Here is an 18,156-nt window from a genome sequence, read left to right as displayed (position 1 = left end):
ACTAATCCAATCAGCTTATAAATAACCTCTGCGCTGTAAAAATGACGCTGTAGGTTATCCATAACGTGCTAGCTGGCGTGATAGTGGCACCAACTTATTTTTAGGTCACTTTTTTATATGCTCACGACATTGACTATTTTGCTTTTCAGCAAGGGATAGATACGGGTCTCAAGTACCCTTGCTATAATTTTATTACAATCATTGTATTAAAGCGAGAAATGTTAACGAATAAAGTATTTTTACTTATTTTATTTACATATATAATTTAATTGTACTGCAATTGTATTAATTTTCGTATTGTGAACATTTAGTATCTAAATACTATTGCCAAAGCCATTTCTTATAAGGGATAGGTAACAGCCATCAATAGCGTTATACTTAGGGGTGCTACAAGTGTTTACTCATAAGAACACGATAATTGCTATTATTTAACGAAGTGTAGTCAAGTGAATGAGCTATGCTTTCAAATTAAAAACCAGGGACAATAGTCATGAATTATTATAACGATGCTGACCACACCGAAACCCAAGAGTGGCTTGATGCATTTGAGTCAGTTATTAAGCACAGTGATAAAGAGCGGGCACGCTTTTTATTAAAAGCGCTATACAATATGGCGGTGCAAGAAGGCCTACCATTTAACCGCCTAGATACCGCTTATGTGAACACCATTCCGGTAGAAGATGAGCCAACTTACCCAGGTGATTTGGGTATTGAGCGCAAAATCCGCGCTTTAATTCGTTATAACGCCCTAGCGATGGTCATGCGTGCCAACCAAAACGATGATGATTTGGGTGGGCACTTAGCCACTTTTGCGTCTAGTGCGACTTTGTATGAAACTGGCTTTAACCATTTCTTCCGTGCCGCCAGCGATCACTTCGGCGGTGATATGATCTATTATCAAGGTCACTCAGCACCAGGTATCTATGCCCGCTCTTTCTTAGAAGGTCGTTTGACTGAAGAGCAGTTGGAGAACTTCCGACGTGAAGTGGGGGGTAAAGGCCTCTCAAGCTATCCACATCCATACTTAATGCCTGACTACTGGCAGTTCCCAACGGTTTCTATGGGTCTAGGCCCTATCATGTCTATTTATCATGCCCACGTGCACAACTACATGATGAACCGTGGCTTGTTAGAAAAAGAAGACCGTAAAATCTGGGCATTCTTGGGCGATGGCGAGACGGATGAGCCAGAAAGCTTAGGCGCTATCTCGCTTGCAGGTCGTGAAAAGCTAGACAACCTAATTTGGGTGGTTAACTGTAACTTACAGCGTCTAGATGGCCCAGTTCGTGGTAACGGTAAGATTATCCAAGAGCTTGAGTCTGTATTCCGTGGTGCCGGCTGGCGTGTGATTAAAGTTATCTGGGGTGGCCGCTGGGACAGCTTGTTGGATAAAGACCACACTGGCGTACTTAAAAAACGTATGGAAGAAGCGGTTGATGGTGAGTATCAGCTGTATGAAGCCCGTGATGGCGCCTTTACTCGCAAAGAGTTCTTTGGTAAGTACCCAGAGCTTGCAGAGATGGCTGATCAATTAACTGATGACGACATCCGCCATCTAAACCGTGGTGGCCATGATCCTATCAAAGTCTACGCCGCGTTTAGTGAAGCAATGAAGACCAAAGGTCAGCCTACGGTAGTCTTGGTTAAGACCGTTAAAGGATATGGTCTATCTACCCAAGCCCAAGCGGTCAACAAGGCGCACCAAATCAAAAAACTTGATAAAGAAGCCCTAAAATACTTCCGTGACCGCTTTGATCTGCCTTTTAAAGATGAAGATTTAGAGCATCTGCCGTTTTATCGTCCTGATGAAAACTCACCTGAAATGAAGTACCTAAAAGGTCGCCGTGAGTCATTAGGTGGTCATTTGCCTAACCGCCGCAGTGGTCATATTCCGTTAGATATTCCTGATTTATCTATCTTTGATAGAGTGCTAAAAGGCAGTAATGGTAAAGAGCAGTCGACCACTATGGTGTTCGTACGTCTGTTATCAGCAATGCTAAAAGACAAAAACATTCAAGATCGTGTGGTACCTATTGTGCCTGATGAGGCTCGTACCTTTGGCCTAGAGGGGATGTTCCGTCAATTAGGTATTTACTCTTCAGCCGGTCAGACTTATACCCCAGAGGACAGCGAAGCGTTAATGGGTTATAAAGAAGCCAAAGATGGCCACATGCTAGAAGAAGGTATTAACGAAGCAGGCGCTATGAGTGCTTGGATTGCTTTGGCCACCAGCTACTCGGTCAACGCCTTGCCGATGATTCCGTTATACATTTACTACTCAATGTTTGGCTTCCAGCGCGTGGGCGACTTAGCTTGGGCAGCAGGGGATTGTCAGGCACAAGGCTTCTTATTGGGCGGTACTGCAGGCCGTACTACGCTAAATGGTGAAGGTCTACAACACCAAGATGGTCACTCGCACATCCTATTTAGCACCGTACCTAACTGTGTCAGCTATGATCCATGCTACGGTTATGAGCTGGCGGTCATTATGCATGATGGTCTACGCCGCATGTATGGTGAAGGTGAGCGTGTGTACTACTACATTACCTTAATGAATGAAAACTACGATCAACCTGCGATGCCAGAGGGCGCAGAAGAAGGCATCAAACGTGGTATGTATCTGTTAGAAGATAACAGCCAGCTACATGCCAGCGCGCATGTCCAATTACTTGGCTCAGGTACTATCTTACGTGAAGTACAAAAAGCGGCACGTATCTTATATGAAGAGTTCAATGTAAGCGCTAACGTATGGAGCGTGACCAGCTTTAACGAGTTGGCCCGTGAAGGTATGGCATGTGACGATTACAACCGCTTGCATCCTATGGAAGAAGAGAAGGTGCCTTGGGTTACAGAACAATTGGCCCAGCATGAAGGTGTGGTGGTTGCCGCAACTGATTACATGCGTAACTACTCTGAGCAGATCCGTGCTTGGTTACCAGACAACCGTCCTTATGCTACATTAGGTACCGATGGTTATGGCCGCTCTGATAGCCGTGCCCAGTTACGTAACTTCTTCCATGTCAATGCTGAGCACATTGTTGTGGCTACCTTGAAGCGTTTGGCTGATGAAGGGGAAGTTGAGATGCGCTTGGTAAAAGACGCCATTACCAGCTTAGGTATTGACGCCGATCAAGCACCTGCTTGGCAGCCACAGCCACAGTTTGACCACTTCCCAGATGCTCCAGCGCCAGACAACGTAAATCCAAATCCAGTACCAGATTTGGTAGAAGAAGACGATGATGAGATTCGAGATGAAGGGCGTGCAGAGGATCAAGCCGATGCTGCTTTGTTAAATGACGATGATGTCAAAGAGTAGCAAGCCTTAGTTTCTCGTTAAGCCTCATTGGATAAAGCCAAAGCAAACTGGCTTGATATGATCAGTCATCGCTTGAGCTTATCCAATGAGCGCTCATTGTCTAATTATATAAATGCTGGAGAACAGATATGGAAATTAAAGCCCCCGATCTAGGTGTGGATAGTGCCGAAGTAAGCGAGATTATGGTCTCGGTCGGCGATGTCATTACAGAAAATGATAATATTGTCTTATTAGAGTCAGACAAAGCTGCGGTAGAAGTGCCCAGCTCAGCCAGTGGTACTGTGACTAAGATTGTGGTGTCACTTGGTGATACGGTTAGCGAAGGCTCAGTACTTATTGAGATTGAAGCAGACGCTGCACAGACAGACTCACAGCCTAAAGCTGAGCCAGAAGCTGAAGCTGAACCTGAGCAAGCACCACAAGAAGCGTCACAGCCTGAAGCTCAAACTCAAACACAAGCAGCAGATAAGCCGGCTGCTGCCACTTCTCAGACCTATCCGCTACCAGACTTGGGTGTGGATGAAGCTGAGATTGCTGAGATTATGGTCAGCGTCGGTGATAGCGTAGAAGCTGAGCAGTCTTTATTATTGGTAGAATCAGACAAAGCCTCTGTTGAAGTACCATCGCCAGTATCCGGCGTTGTCGAGAAGATTTTGGTGGCCGCTGGTGATAAAGTAGCCAACGGTCAAGATTTTATTGTCATTAAGGCAGCAGGTGCGCCAGAAGCTGCTGCAAGCGCCGCGCCGGCTAAGTCAGAAAGCGAGTCGAATAAAGCGCTGCCTCAAGCACAAGATAAGCCTGAGAGCGCCAAGCAAGCCGCACCAAAACCAACAGCGCAAAATCAAAGTCAGGCACCAGCGAAGCTTAGTGAGCAGCAAGTCAATGCCAAGCTTACCGATGTCTATGCAGGACCTGCGGTGCGTAAGCTTGCGCGTCAGCTAGGCGTAGATATCACTCAAGTAGAGGGCACAGCGCTTAATGCACGCATCTTAAAAGAAGATGTGTTTGATTACGTAAAAGCCCATATGCAAACGGGCTCTGCCGCTGCATCTACTGGTGCTGTAGTCAGCTCAGGTCTGCCAAGTTTACCAGACATGAGTAAGACAGATATCTGGGGTGAGATTGAGACCCAAGACTTAAGTCGCCTGCAAAAAGTGTCTATTCCGCAGCTAAATTACAACACTTATTTGCCGCAGGTGACTCAGTTTGACTTATCTGATATTACTGAGACTGAGAAACTGCGTGGTGAGTTAAAAGGTGAATTTAAGGCGCAAGGCATTGGCTTAACAATCCTAGCTTTCATCGTCAAAGCCACCGCCTACGCATTGATGCAGCATCCTAAGTTCAACAGTCACCTAAGTGATGATAATACTCAAATTCATATTAGAAAAACGGTGAATATGGGTATTGCAGTTGCGACAGATGATGGTTTGATTGTGCCGGTCATTAAAGACGCTCAAGACAAAGGCATTAAACAGATCGCCATCGAAATTGGTGAGCTGGCTGCCAAAGCGCGTGATAAGAAGTTGGGTGCCAAAGACTTACAAGGCGCAAGCTTTACCATCTCAAGTCAAGGTAACCTAGGCGGTACTTACTTTACGCCGCTGGTCAACTGGCCACAAGTGGGCATCTTAGGGGTTTCTGAAGCGACCATGCAGCCTCGCTGGAATGAGAAAACACAAAACTTTGAGCCACGCTTAATGCTGCCGCTGTCTTTGTCGTATGATCACCGCGTTATTAATGGTGCAGATGCCGCTGTATTTACCCGCTACATTGCTAAGCTGTTGGCAGACCCAAGACGTATTTTGCTATAGTCACAGCGTATTGCTAAACAATAAGTCACAACAATTGCCTTTGATGGGCGTCCCATCAAAGGCTTTTTTTTGACTTTGGTAAAGGGTGTTAGTATATCGACAGGCGCTCCTTTATAATATCGGCTGAAGAACACATTTTTTGTCTTGCTTTTGACCCTCACTCACTGAAGTTTGCTATGTTTACCAATCCGCTATACCTGCAGTTTAGAGAACGAGTTTATAACATTATTGAAAATGAATCCTATCAGACGTCATTGAGCCGTTTCTTTGATCGGTTCTTAATAGTGCTGATTTTACTTAACGTCTCAGCCGTTATCGCTGAGTCAGTTGATGCGTGGTATTTTCCCAATCAAGCTTTGTTTACTGCCTTTGAAAACTTTTCTTTGGTCATTTTCAGTGTAGAGTATTTAATGCGGCTTTGGGCCATTGTCGAGCGCGATAAAGATGCTGATCCTACGCTGTCTCATTGGCGCCGCCGCTGGAACTGGATAAAGAGCCCGGGCGCAATTATTGATTTTGTGTCTATTGCGCCAGCATTTTTAAATTACTTTGTCACCGTAGATTTGCGCTTCTTACGGGTATTAAGACTGTTTAGATTGCTTAAATTGACCCGTTACTTTGCGGCTATGCGCATCTTATTGATTGTGCTACACAAAGAAAAAGAGTCGTTTAAAGCGGTTGTTTTTATTTTGCTGATTATGATTGTCACGGCAGCTAGTGGTATTTATGTCGTCGAAAACCAAGCACAGCCTGAAGTATTTGAGTCTATTCCCAAGTCTATGTGGTGGGCGGTAGTGACCTTAACGACAGTGGGTTATGGTGATGTTATTCCGGTGACCACAGTGGGTAAGTTTTTGGGGGCAGTGATTACCATCTTAGGGGTGGGTTTGGCCGCCTTGCCCGCGGGTATTTTAGCCTCAGGCTTGGCCAGTGAGCTTGAGCAGCGACGCGATCAATTGGAACAAAGATTTCGTGAGCTGTTGTTAGAAGATGAGAGCATGAACCTAATAAAAGATAGGTTTAAAATAGACCAGACCAGGCGTGAGCTAGGACTGAGTAAAGATCAGGCGGAAGAGGTGATATTACAGCTACTGCGTGAAAAAGAATACGAGCACAAAATGGCAGAGCTTGATAAGAAAAACTACTGCCCGCATTGCGGTGAGCATTTGTAATATATCAAGACTTAGCGTCTAACCAGTATCGCAGCGACCAAAAAAAGCAGGCCTAGACATCATATCTAGGCCTGCTTTTTTGAGGGTTAATTTAACCGTAAATACGCGCTAACTCACGGCGCACTTGCTCAGTCATTTTTGGCATGGCGCACTCAGTTAGCGGTAGCTCTTGCTGGGTGTAGCGCCATTCACCCAGCTCTCGGCTCAACACTGCCACACACAAAGCAGCACTGTCACCACTAAGTAAGGTTAGGTCAGTGGTATATATCTCATTGCCCTCATCGTCACTGATGTAGATATTGCCACGCTCCACTTGATTGAGTGGATAGCCATAATAAGAAGACAACAACAGCGCCACGTGATGCACCTCATCAGGCAGGCGAGGCAGTCTTAATTCTATAGTTTCCATATCGACATTGCGGTCAAGCTCAGCAGCTGAGCCTCTGTCCTTACCGTTTAGGCTATCACCTTGGTGACGTATGGCGCTGGAGTTATCGCGCAGCTGTTTGAACCAGACGGTATCGACCAAGTGCAGCCGCTCATCGAACAATAGACAAGACAAATCCAAATCTAAGGTTTGTTTATTGCCCTTAATGCGGTTGATAAACCCTTTTTTGACCACCTGAGTGTATTTAAAGTTAAGTCCAAACAGCAAGGTTGAGCCCTTTATTGGCAGCTCACTTAGCAGGTGTGAGGGAGTGCGGCTATTGGTATCTAATGCGGCAGCTGAGCTTGAAGTACTAAAGGCCAAGTGAAACTCCTGATTGAATTAAGGCAATTAAAAAAAATTAGACCATTTAAAGGCAGTGTCATAAATAAGATTATCGCACTTTGTTGGTTTTTGCTAGCTTTTGAGTCTATCCGCTATTGAGCAGCTTCATCTTGATAAACCGCTTGAGCCAATATCTGAGGTTCAATAGCAATCAGTCGTTTGCCAAAGCCGCGCAGCCACCATACCAGCTGAGAGGTCAAGTTCACAGTGGCCGTGATGGTTTGCGTATTGCTTTGCTCATCATCGACCACTCTTTGATCTTCACTGAGGCGACTTTCAGTCAGGCTGGTGCCGGCTTTGCCATTGAAGACCAGTTTTATCTGAGTGTTTTTACCGTGATTGGGCAGCTCTCTAAATAAGTAGTGCGCAAAGCCCATACCGCCTGAGTCAAGATAGGTGGTTAGGTCAAAGTTGGCAGGAATGACGGCTTGAGTATCTTCTACCTTAACTTCAGTAAAGCGGTGTAGAGCAAAGGTGCGTATCACCTCATCAGGGTCATCGACCTTAGTGGCAAGCAGATAAATCACCACACCGCGCTGCACAATGGCAATGGGGTTGAGATGATATTCACCGGCGGTATCTTTATCACGGCGGGTATAGTGCGCGCTGATTTGACGCTCATAAAAAATGGCTTGATAAATAGAGTCTTTGGATTCGCGGCAAATCTCAGGGGCAATGAGGGGCTGAGTGGCGGGCTCAATGCGGACTCTATCTAGCCAATTGTGGGTAATCTTGCTGTCTTTAAGCTGACGGCGCGCCAAGTCAAACCAAGGGAAAAGCTCATCTAATATGGCCGGTGGTAACAGCTGGGCTAAATTGGCTTCAACCATATTGAACGCCACAGCCTGCGATAAGTTCATGTGCGGTAAGCTTTGTACAGGCGCATCTTCCTTCCAGCGCCAGCCTTGGGGGTTGGCGTTGTTTTTTTCGATAGGAAAGCGTTTGGATAACGCGTTAAGATCACGCTGTACAGTGCGTAGACTGACATCGAAATTGGCCAAGCGCAGCTGCTCATGTAAATGATGGGTGCCCCGCCAGCTCCCACGTTCTAATAGGTTCAGTAACTCCCATTGTCGGGCTGTGGTAGCGGTACTGTTATTGGCAGGCTTGGCTTCTGTCGCACCGCTTTTATCATTGGAGGTGTCCTTACTTAGGCTCATATCTTATGCTCACAAAGGTCATCATCAATTATAGATTGGTTAATAAAACACATACCACCTATCAAAAAATAGCACATTTTAGCAGCAGGTAGTAGGGCTTATACTGGTTACTGGGTTTTATTGGGCTTGGTTGGTTTTTGTTCTCCAGAATTTGACTCATCTTCCATCTCCTCAGGCGGATTGAGCTGCTCTTCCCATTTTTTTAAGTTTTTAATGATTTTGCCAAATAAGCTTGATTTGTGATAACGGCCCTTTTTATTTAAAGTATCCACCGGCATGTCGGCTAAGATGGTCAGTGCGTCACTCAAGCTTTTTACCCCATAGATATGAAATTTTTTGGCGTTTACGGCAGCAATGATATCATCACGTAGCATCAGCTGAGAGATATTGGCATGCGGTAGAATAACGCCTTGATTGCCGGTTAAACCTTGGTGCAGGCAGGCATCGAAGAAGCCGGCAACCTTAGCATTGATACCACCGACCGCTTGTACTCGGCCTAATTGGTTCATTGAGCCGGTGATGCCTAAAGCCTGAGAGATGGGGATGTCTGCCAGCGCAGACAGTAGTGCACAGGCTTCAGCCAAAGTGGCGCTGTCTCCATCAATATGAGCATAGCTTTGCTCAAAGGCCAGTGAAGCGGTGAAATTTAGTGGGTGATAAGGGCTAAATAGCGCGCGCAAATAGCTGTTCATAATCAGCATGCCCTTAGCATGAAGACTGCCGCCAAGCTCCACATCACGCTCAATGTCTAAAATATCGCCGGATGAGCCGACACTGTGTTGCACCACAGCAGTTAGCAGTGCAGGCATACCAAATTCGCTGTCGGCATAGTCAATAATGGTCAGCGCATTGATTTGTCCCACAGCCGTGCCTGAGGTATTAATGAGCTGCTGGCCATCGGTAATTTCTTGCAAATACAGCTCTTTTAGATAACTTGAGCGATAGCTGATGTCTTGTAGCGCCTGCTTGACCTGAGCGGCACCCACCAAAGCTAATTGAGCAAGTTCGGCATGACGATTGGCTTCTAGCAATACTTGAATTAAGCTATCGGTGTGTAAGCTTAGCTTGTTTTGATCCTCACATTGCAAACTTAAATACTCAAGTACGACAGCTTGCGCCTTATTGTCAAAATGCTTGAGCTGATATTTGGTAACAATATCAGCCATTTTGCCACTCATGGCGTGCTCATTGTCGGCGGTGCGTCTGATTTCTTCATGAAAGTCCGCGCGCACCTTAAATAGTGCATTAAACTCAGTATCTTGCTCAGCATACTGATCATATAACTCTGAATCGCCCAACAAAATAACTTTGACATTCAAGGCTATGGGGTCGGGGATAAGCGACCACCCACCAATATGATCGCTTTGACGGTAATGGGCCAAATCTAAGCGGTCAGTTTGTAACGCAAGCTTAAGGGCCTGCCAGGCCTCTGGATGATTGGCCAGATTTGCCGCCTCAATAAGCAGATAGCCCCCATTTGCTCTGTGCAGCGCGCCTGGCTGAATCAAGCGATGGCTGCTCACATCGCTGCCATGATGGCGGGCTTGATCTATATATCCAAGCAAATTCGATAACTTGGGATAAGGCTCAAATACAATTGGTGCCCCATCCGGTGTGTGCTGCACTAAAGGCTTGGTCAGCGATGGCGTCGATGCTAAGCTTGGGCTGACCATAATCGTCAGGCTGTAGCGCTCCGGTAAGCGCTGTAATGGCCCTACATAAAAGCGACTGTCATGGCTGTGGGCTTGGTTGGCAATTTGACTGCAAGCGATGGCCACCGCATTTTGGATCATATCTTGCTTAACCTGAGCCAGATAGCGCATAAAAGGCTCGGCAAGCGCTGTGTCATCAGCATACTGATCTAGCAGCGCATCAACGTGTTGTGTGAATAAAGAGGTTAATAGCTTATCTGCGCTTTGTTGCAGCGACGCGGCTAAGACACTACAATGAGCGCTTTGGGCGTTGTGTTGCGCTTGTTGCCACTGATCGGCAAGCGCTTGGCTAAGTGTCTGCCAAATGGTGAATAACGCTTGCTCGACGACGCGTGCATGCCCAGCTTTTAGCGCCAAGGCACAAGGCTTAGTAGGCTCGATAAAGTTATAAGTATAAATCCAGTCTAAAGGGTCTGTATATTTTTGACAGTTATGACCTTGGTTTATGAGATACTGAGTAATAAAGGTACGTTTACCCAGGCCATTTTCACCCACCGCAAACACATGGTAGCCATTGGCACAGATATCAAAGGCAGTCTGTAGGGCATGAACTGCCCGCGCTTGACCGAAGCCTAGCTCAAGCTTATTTGCTACTTGGGTAGATGTCGGTAGCTGTGAGGGGTCAGTGTGCTTTTTGAGTTTGTTAGCGGCCACTTTGCAGTGATGCTTAATCTGCGCTACTGTTCGCTCAGTTGGCTTAGATTTGTTGGTACGATTGCCTGATTTATCAAAGCGAGCAGCGCCGGAATGACAGTTTAAGCTTGATGGGCTATTTTTTTTATCAGACATTTTTTTGGTAGTAGCACTCGGCGACTTAGGGGTAGACATAATTGGCTCAAATCAAATAGTAAAACAAAAAGTGAAATATTGCTGAGTATCTCGTAGGATAAATTGGGGATAACATCTAAAAAAATCATGAACGTGTTATAATGCCCCGCTAGGCTGTTTGGCTTTAATTAAACCCAGGGTTTGCCTGTATTATAATACAGTATGGTACTGATAAGATGATGAACACCGCTGAATTTAAAGTGATATTTAATCAATACGATGAGCTTGATACGCTGTTATTAGAGGCGATTACTCAATTAAAAATAGACATTAGCGCTGAACAACGCCGCAAATTATTGCTATATTTAGACAAGCTATTATTTTGGAATAAAGCGTATAATTTGACCGCAATCAAGCAGCCAAAAGAGGCATTGATTAAGCATGTCATTGACTGCTTAGCCATTTTACCGCATCTAAAGCCAGGTAAGCTGTTAGATATTGGTACCGGTGCCGGCTTGCCGGGCGTTATCGTGGCCATTTGTGAGCCTGAGCGACCCATTACTGTACTTGATAGCAATCAAAAAAAGATTCGCTTCATCCGTCAGTCGATAAGCGAGCTGCAAGTGACGAATGTCACACCTGTGGCCAGCCGCATTGAGAACTTTAATCCTGATGAAGGGGATAAATTTGCTGTGGTGACCTCTCGAGCCTTTGCCAGTTCGACAGATTTTGTAGAAGCGGCGGCGCCAAGATTAGCACAAGGCGGTTGGCTACAAGCCATGAAGGGCTTGATACCTGAGCCACAAGAGCTTCAGGTGCTTCAAGATCAATGGCAAATAGATAATATCGCTTTGAGTGTGCCTTATTTGCATGAGACACGGCATTTAACTGAGTTACATAAAATTGTGATCTAAGTATTGGCACCTGTATTTATAGCGCTTGCTTGCAACATCTTAAGTAAAATTTTTAATCTATCGTTTTTATCCTAACATTTAAACCAACCTGCTTTTATTGAGGTAACACGAGTAACCCTATGGAAATTCTGGCAATTGCAAACCAAAAAGGCGGGGTGGGAAAGACCACCACAGCCGTAAACCTAGCGTCAAGCTTGGCAGGCCGCCGCAAAAAAGTATTGCTTATTGATTTAGATCCGCAAGGCAATGCCACATCAGGTACTGGTCTTGAGAAGCGGGCGCTTGAGTTGACCATTGCCGATGTGCTGCTTGATGGGGTTGAGTTAACTGAGGCGGTATACCCAAGCCCTGCCGGCTTTGATGTGGTTGGCTCAAATCGTGATCTGTCAGGTATTGATATCACTTTGATGGGCAAAAGCGACAGTCACTTACTGCTCAGTCAAGCCATGACATCGCTACGAGGCTATGATTATGTGATTATTGACTGTGCGCCAAGTTTAAACTTGCTCACCATTAATGCCATGGTAGCCACTCAAGGGGTCATCATTCCTATGCAGTGTGAGTACTATGCACTAGAGGGCTTGGCTGACTTGTCACAGACCATTGATAGACTCAAAGAGCTTAATCCGCAGCTGCATATCCGTGGCGTGTTGAGAACCTTATTTGATTCACGTAATACCTTGGCCAATGATGTATCGGCTGAGCTTGAAGCACATTTTGGCGATTTAATGTTCAAAACCATTATTCCAAGAAACGTACGTTTGGCCGAAGCGCCGGCTCATGGTATGCCAGTACTAGATTATGAAAAAAGCTCAAAAGGGGCACAGGCTTATCGCAAGCTTGCCACAGAAGTTATTAAGCAATCGCGTCAATTGCAAATAACGCCTGAGTAGTTTTTATACGCCAGTATTTGGTACAGATGGGTAAAATAAATGGGGCAAACACGGCAATAAGTGAGGATTGCCCTTGCAAGCTGCGTACAATTCATTAAAATGAACCCCCCTTAAGTGACGGGGTTTAATATCATTAATCATCTCAGATTTTTGGTTATTTGTGATAAAACGGCTTAAATGATACAGCAGCCAACAAATAACTTCATAGATCAGGTAAGCAGGTAGTAGAGGATAACCAACATGGCAAAAAAGCGTGGATTAGCTGCAAACCGAGGGTTAGATGCTCTACTCGGGTCTATTAAAAAAGAAAAAGCAATCACAGCTGCCGCCTTACGTGACGATAGACAAGTTGAGCGCGAGGCCAAAGAAGCCTTAGCTCAGACAACCCCTTCTGCTGAAAAATCAGTGGCAAGCTTAGGGGCTGATGGTGCCAAAAAAGCGGCACCAAAAAAGAAAATAGCGGGGCCAAAAGCTGCGGCGGTTAGCCCGAAATCTGAGGTGCTGCCCAGTGATGCCGAAGAAGAGATGACTTTGGTGCAGATGGCGGTGGAGCGTCTACAGGCTGGTAAATATCAGCCCAGACGTGATATGAGTGAGACAGCGCTTAGCGAGCTGGCATCTTCTATCAAACAGCATGGCGTGATGCAGCCAATCGTCATTCGCCCGCTTTTGGCCACAGAAGAGAAGGTCTCAGACAGTATCACCCATGAGATCATCGCTGGTGAGCGCCGCTGGCGGGCCGCAAAAATGGCAGGACAGCCGACCATCCCTGCTATTGAACGCGCCTTGTCTGATGAGCTGGCCATTGCGCTGGCGCTTATCGAAAATATTCAACGTGAAGACTTGTCTGTGATAGAGCAGGCTGCTGCTTTACAGCGCTTTCATACCGAGTTTGGTATGAGCCATGCCATGATTGCTGACGTGGTTGGAAAGGCGAGAACCACGGTATCAAACTTGCTGCGTCTTAATCACTTGCATGAAGAGGTCAAAACGCATTTAAGCGAAGGCCACTTAGATATGGGACATGCGCGCGCACTTTTATCACTGTCCTCTGAGCAGCAGCCGATCATCGCTGAGAGGATCATAGAGTCTTCTATGACTGTCCGTGATGCAGAAAAACTTGTAAAGTCTATTTTAAACCCTGAAAAAAGCAGTAAGCCTGCCACACTTGAAGCAGATGCAGAAGTGGAAAAGCTCAGTCAGCAGTTATCAGATTATCTGGGGGCTACCGTAAAATTAAAGCAGAAAAAAGGTGGCAAGGGCAGTATGGAGATATTCTTCCAAAGTCACGAAGAGCTTGAGTCACTGCTACAGCACTTTAAGACATAGTCCAAAAGCTTGAAGGACAGCTTTACTGTTATTATTCAAGCCAGTCAAAGGCGAGCCATATAATATAGTTAGCTTAAAGCTGTCAGCAGTTTTGCTAGCGCTTTAAATTATAATTGATAATAAGGCATATGATGACTAATCCATCGGCTAATCAGGCGTCGTCAACTTCTTCTGGCCAGAGTCACCCGCCAAAGCCTGTCTCTGGCAACCCAGAAACAAAAACCCGTACTCAAACTTATTTGCGTTTAATGCAATATATCAAGCCTTATTGGTGGGCGATTGCCTTAACCATAGTAGGCTTTGCAATCAACTCCGCCACTGAGGTGGGTATTGCTAAGTTAATTCAGTACATCACAGATGCCATTAACCACGGCAATCAGTCGCAGCGCAACTTGTTTCCCTTTTTGATTGTGTTGCTATTTTTTGTGCGGGGATTAGGCTCTTTTTTGGGCAACTATTTCTCAGCTTTAATCTCACGAAACCTCGTCTATAAACTGCGTGTTGAAGTGTTCGATAAGCTGCTGCGGCTACCAAACGCCTTCTTTTTAGCCAATCCCTCAGGCACCATCTCCTCCAAGCTTATCTTTGATGTCGAGCAGGTGACATCTGCCAGTACCGACTCGTTAAAGACCATGCTGCGTGATGGCTTAACGGTGGTCTCTTTATTGGGTTATTTGTTGTACTCCAACTGGCGATTAAGCTTAATCTTATTTGTGGTGCTACCACCGATTTTGTTATTGGTACAAAAGGCGTCTAAGCGCTATCTTAAGCTGTCAAAAGGTATTCAGCAGACCATGGGGGATGTCAGCCACATTACCAATGAGGTTATCACAGGCTATCAGGTGGTCAAAAACTATGGCGGTCAAAGCTACGAGCAAGGCCGCTTTGAAAGAGCCTCGCTAAAAAACCTAAAGCAGGGCATGAAAATTGTGGTGACCAATAGCATTAATACCCCTGCAGTACAGCTGTTAATGGCCTCTGCTTTGGCCGTTGTGATTTGGCTGGCGCTGCGTCCTGATGTGATCTCCAATACCACGGCAGGTGAGTTTATTGCCTATTTGACCGCCGCCGGTCTACTTAGTAAGCCAGTACGTAATCTGACAGATGTCAATGAAAAACTACAGCGTGGTATTGCCGCTGGTGAATCTATCTTTGCGCTTTTAGATGAGCCTGAAGAGCAGGATACAGGAGAGCATTTAGATAAGGCCAAAGGTGAGATTCGCTTTGAGCATGTCTCTATGCAGTATCCTGATGGTACCCAGGCTTTAAAAGACTTTAATCTGACAGTTAACGCTGGTGAGACAGTCGCCTTCGTCGGCAAAAGTGGCGCCGGTAAAACCACCTTGGTCAACTTATTAACACGTACTTTAGACCCCACTGAAGGCACCATCTATTTAGACGGTCTACCTCTAAATCAGATTTCACTAACGGCGCTACGGGCTCAGGTGGGTATGGTCAATCAACAAGTGGTCCTATTTAATGATACAGTGCGCCATAACATTGCTTATGGCGACTTATCTACCAAGACTGATGAGCAAGTGGTGACGGCAGCCAAAGCTGCTTTTGCGCATGACTTTATCATGGCATTGCCGCAAGGCTATGACAGTAATATTGGTGCCGAAGGCCTACAGCTATCTGGCGGTCAGCGTCAGCGTTTATCGATTGCACGCGCCTTGCTAAAAGATGCACCGGTACTGATATTAGATGAGGCCACCAGTGCTTTGGACAACGAGTCTGAGTACTATATTCAGCAGGCATTGGATAACGTGATGCAAGACAGAACCACCTTGGTTATTGCGCACCGTTTAACCACCATTGAGTCCGCTGACAAAATTGTAGTGATGGAAGGTGGGCGCATTATTGAATCAGGCACACATGAGTCTTTGATGGCCTTGTCGGGGCACTATGCGCACATGTATGATAGAGATTTTGCAGAGAGTGAGTTTAATAAAAACCACTGAGGTTATAAATACAGTGATAACCTAACATATGGATTAACATCTAAAATAGCCTAAGCAGTAAAATACACACTTCGTAAGCTACCCTGTTTAAAATGGGCCGTGTTACGAAGCGTATGTCTTGTTAATACTCGCTTAGGCATCTTCTCTTTTCTACTTTTGTAGCCTTCATTATGACCACACTGCCATCAAAAAATAATGCCAACCAAACGACGCATGCAGCTAAGGCGCAAGCTGAGAGTCGCGCAGAGAACAGCGCCTCAAATCTTGAGCTTGGGCTGGTTAATGCATGGCAAAAGCAGGCTTGGTGGCTGTGGTTATTATGGCCGATCAGTGGTCTATATGGGGCAGTAACTTATCTTAGACGTAAGCTGTATCAAACAGGGGTATTGTCCTCTTATAAAGCGCCTGTCCCAGTGTTGGTGGTGGGAAACATCACAGTGGGCGGTAGTGGTAAAACGCCATTGATCATCGCACTGGTCAATTATCTACAACAGCAAGGTATCATTGTTGCAGTGATAAGCCGTGGCTATGGTGGAGATGAGTCAGCGATGCCGCAGGTCGTCACCGTAGACAGTAAGCCTAGTGAGGTGGGCGATGAGCCCTGCTTAATTGTACGTGAGACTCAAGCAGTGGTTGCGGTATGCCCCAATCGTCAGCAGGCCATTGCCAGTATCATGCAATATCAGCCTGCCACCGAGATTATCATCGCTGATGATGGCTTACAGCACTATAAGCTGCAGCGTGATCTTGAGTGGATTGTGGTAGATTGCGCACGTGGCTTTGGTAATAAACAGCTGTTGCCCACTGGGTTTTTGCGTGAGCCGATTCGCCGACTCAGGCAAGGTACGGTGATTCATCATCAGTCGCCCACTAAGTTTAACGCCGATAGCGCGCCCTCAGCGGAGCCCAAGCTCACCATGCATTTGCAGCCGGGTAAGCTTACCCCATTATTAGCCCATCAAGCGGCTATCAATCCTGCTACTGTTAATCAAGTATATGCTGTGAGCGGGATTGGTTATCCACAGCGGTTTTTTAATACCCTAAGCGCACTAGGCTATGAGGTGATTGAAAAACCCATGCCCGACCATCATCAGTTTACTGCTCAAGATTTGGCCAGTTTGACTGAGTATCCGGTAGTTATTACTTCAAAAGATGCGGTAAAAATTGCGCCTTTGGTGGCCTCTAGCCCTGAGTTGCAGCAGTTGTCTATCTGGGTGTTACCGGTACAAGCGGTCTTATCCCAGCCTTGTTATCGCACTTTAATGAGTCAGCTGGCCTCGCTGGGTATTAACAGGTAGACTGCGGGCCTAAGTATATTCAGCTGATATGATTTTATGGATAATTGAAGCCAATAATGTGCAGTGCGGTATGTTTAGCGGTCACTGCTTGCACTAAATAATCTGCTTGCATTAAATAATAAAGAGAGCGTTTATGACCTTAGTATCTGACTTAGCCCTCCCAAAGCCAAAAGTACATATTGTAATTCCAGCCCGCTTTAAGAGCACCCGTTTGCCCGGTAAGCCGCTATTAGAGATTCATGGTAAACCTATGATTCTTTGGGTGGCACAAAAAGCCAGTCAAGCTACCTTTGCGGATGACTTGTGTATTGCCACTGATGATGAGCGCATTGCAGTAGTATGCCAGCAAGCTGGTTATGAGGTAGTGATGACCGATGCCCATCATGCCTCAGGTACCGATAGACTCAGTGAGGTGGCACAAAAAAAAGGCTGGGACGCAGAGGATATCGTGGTCAATATGCAAGGTGATGAGCCTTTGGTGCCGCCACAGCTATTAGAGCAGGTCAAAGACTTGTTAGTAAATAAACCCGATTGCGTGATGGCCACCTTATATGAGCTTATCTTAGATTACCAAGAATTCATGCGTCCTTCGGTCGTCAAAGTGGTGACTGATAACTTAAAGCATGCCCTATACTTTAGTCGTGCACCTATCCCTTGTGATAGAGATCATGCGATGGCGATGGTGCAGCAGCCTGAGGGATCGCATCAGCCACCGCTGACAGTGCCTAAGCAGGCTTACCGTCATCTAGGTATCTATGCGTATCGTGTAAAACTACTGCAAGACTTTGTGCGCTGGTCGCCGGGCATCTTGGAGAATTTAGAGAGCTTAGAGCAACTGCGGGTGCTTGAAAATGGAGGCAAAATTGCCATCGAAGCTGCCTCGGTTCAGCTGCCGCCAGGAGTAGATCTGCAAGAGGATTTAGACCGTCTTAACGCATTGCCGATTAGCGAGCTACAGTAAGCAGAGGGTTAGATAGGTTTGAGTCTATATTTATCACCGGTCGCCGTAAAACCACCCACTTCAGGGGGTGGATATAAGGCGACACA

The 18,156-nt window shown here is 46.1% G+C and carries 12 protein-coding genes; 9 read left to right on the top strand and 3 right to left on the bottom strand.

Going from position 1 to position 18,156, the window contains the following annotated elements:
* The first annotated feature begins 490 nt into the window (after positions 1 to 490).
* The 3 genes from aceE (at position 491) to DLE54_RS06450 (ending at position 6,302) form a co-directional block, all read left to right on the top strand.
* Positions 491 to 3,316: a pyruvate dehydrogenase (acetyl-transferring), homodimeric type gene (gene aceE, locus DLE54_RS06460; RefSeq protein ID WP_011960645.1), complete on the top strand. Its 2,826-nt coding sequence runs from the start codon at positions 491 to 493 to the stop codon at positions 3,314 to 3,316.
* A gap of 128 nt (positions 3,317 to 3,444) precedes the next feature.
* Positions 3,445 to 5,130 carry a 2-oxo acid dehydrogenase subunit E2 gene (locus DLE54_RS06455; RefSeq protein WP_011960644.1) on the top strand — a complete coding sequence of 562 codons (1,686 nt, stop codon included), beginning with the start codon at positions 3,445 to 3,447 and terminating at the stop codon, positions 5,128 to 5,130.
* A 176-nt stretch (positions 5,131 to 5,306) separates the two neighbouring features.
* On the top strand, positions 5,307 to 6,302 hold the full coding sequence (locus DLE54_RS06450) for an ion transporter (protein WP_011960643.1): 996 nt from the start codon (positions 5,307 to 5,309) through the stop codon (positions 6,300 to 6,302).
* 91 nt (positions 6,303 to 6,393) lie between these two features.
* Here DLE54_RS06450 and DLE54_RS06445 read toward each other — a convergent pair whose 3' ends face one another.
* The 3 genes from DLE54_RS06445 to DLE54_RS06435 form a co-directional block, all read right to left on the bottom strand.
* Positions 6,394 to 7,053, bottom strand: a complete 660-nt coding sequence (locus tag DLE54_RS06445) for a TerD family protein (protein ID WP_110816643.1) — start codon at positions 7,051 to 7,053, stop codon at positions 6,394 to 6,396.
* A gap of 113 nt (positions 7,054 to 7,166) precedes the next feature.
* Complete coding sequence (locus DLE54_RS06440; RefSeq protein WP_110816642.1) at positions 7,167 to 8,234, bottom strand: helix-turn-helix transcriptional regulator; 1,068 nt, start codon at positions 8,232 to 8,234, stop codon at positions 7,167 to 7,169.
* Between the two features lie 107 nt (positions 8,235 to 8,341).
* Complete coding sequence (locus DLE54_RS06435; protein WP_110816641.1) at positions 8,342 to 10,774, bottom strand: Lon protease family protein; 2,433 nt, start codon at positions 10,772 to 10,774, stop codon at positions 8,342 to 8,344.
* Between the two features lie 176 nt (positions 10,775 to 10,950).
* On the opposite strand from DLE54_RS06435, the gene rsmG reads away from it, so the two are divergent.
* The 6 genes from rsmG to kdsB all read left to right on the top strand — a co-directional run bounded on the left by rsmG (position 10,951) and on the right by kdsB (position 18,070).
* Entirely contained in the window at positions 10,951 to 11,628 is a 678-nt protein-coding gene (rsmG, locus tag DLE54_RS06430; protein WP_110816640.1) for a 16S rRNA (guanine(527)-N(7))-methyltransferase RsmG, read from the top strand.
* 119 nt (positions 11,629 to 11,747) lie between these two features.
* On the top strand, positions 11,748 to 12,521 hold the full coding sequence (locus tag DLE54_RS06425) for a ParA family protein (protein WP_011960638.1): 774 nt from the start codon (positions 11,748 to 11,750) through the stop codon (positions 12,519 to 12,521).
* A gap of 240 nt (positions 12,522 to 12,761) precedes the next feature.
* Entirely contained in the window at positions 12,762 to 13,850 is a 1,089-nt protein-coding gene (locus DLE54_RS06420; protein WP_110816639.1) for a ParB/RepB/Spo0J family partition protein, read from the top strand.
* A 128-nt stretch (positions 13,851 to 13,978) separates the two neighbouring features.
* Positions 13,979 to 15,811, top strand: a complete 1,833-nt coding sequence (gene msbA / locus DLE54_RS06415) for a lipid A export permease/ATP-binding protein MsbA (RefSeq protein WP_413775356.1) — start codon at positions 13,979 to 13,981, stop codon at positions 15,809 to 15,811.
* A gap of 170 nt (positions 15,812 to 15,981) precedes the next feature.
* Positions 15,982 to 17,109, top strand: coding sequence for a tetraacyldisaccharide 4'-kinase (lpxK, locus tag DLE54_RS06410; RefSeq protein ID WP_197708881.1), 1,128 nt, complete (start codon positions 15,982 to 15,984; stop codon positions 17,107 to 17,109).
* 133 nt (positions 17,110 to 17,242) lie between these two features.
* Positions 17,243 to 18,070 (top strand): 3-deoxy-manno-octulosonate cytidylyltransferase, encoded by an 828-nt coding sequence (gene kdsB / locus DLE54_RS06405; RefSeq protein WP_110816637.1) that lies wholly within the window; start codon positions 17,243 to 17,245, stop codon positions 18,068 to 18,070.
* Positions 18,071 to 18,156 lie beyond the last annotated feature (86 nt).

It is taken from the genome of Psychrobacter sp. YP14 (assembly GCF_003209315.1).
GTDB lineage: Bacteria > Pseudomonadota > Gammaproteobacteria > Pseudomonadales > Moraxellaceae > Psychrobacter > Psychrobacter raelei.
This window is presented reverse-complemented; position numbering and strand designations above follow the sequence as displayed.

Coding starts and splice junctions, on each gene's coding strand:
- aceE (WP_011960645.1), top strand. CDS start 491: ATGAATTATTATAACGATGCTGACCACACCGAAACCCAAGAGTGGCTT.
- DLE54_RS06455 (WP_011960644.1), top strand. CDS start 3,445: ATGGAAATTAAAGCCCCCGATCTAGGTGTGGATAGTGCCGAAGTAAGC.
- DLE54_RS06450 (WP_011960643.1), top strand. CDS start 5,307: ATGTTTACCAATCCGCTATACCTGCAGTTTAGAGAACGAGTTTATAAC.
- DLE54_RS06440 (WP_110816642.1), bottom strand. CDS start 8,234: ATGAGCCTAAGTAAGGACACCTCCAATGATAAAAGCGGTGCGACAGAA.
- DLE54_RS06435 (WP_110816641.1), bottom strand. CDS start 10,774: ATGTCTACCCCTAAGTCGCCGAGTGCTACTACCAAAAAAATGTCTGAT.
- rsmG (WP_110816640.1), top strand. CDS start 10,951: ATGATGAACACCGCTGAATTTAAAGTGATATTTAATCAATACGATGAG.
- DLE54_RS06425 (WP_011960638.1), top strand. CDS start 11,748: ATGGAAATTCTGGCAATTGCAAACCAAAAAGGCGGGGTGGGAAAGACC.
- DLE54_RS06420 (WP_110816639.1), top strand. CDS start 12,762: ATGGCAAAAAAGCGTGGATTAGCTGCAAACCGAGGGTTAGATGCTCTA.
- msbA (WP_413775356.1), top strand. CDS start 13,979: ATGATGACTAATCCATCGGCTAATCAGGCGTCGTCAACTTCTTCTGGC.
- lpxK (WP_197708881.1), top strand. CDS start 15,982: ATGACCACACTGCCATCAAAAAATAATGCCAACCAAACGACGCATGCA.
- kdsB (WP_110816637.1), top strand. CDS start 17,243: ATGACCTTAGTATCTGACTTAGCCCTCCCAAAGCCAAAAGTACATATT.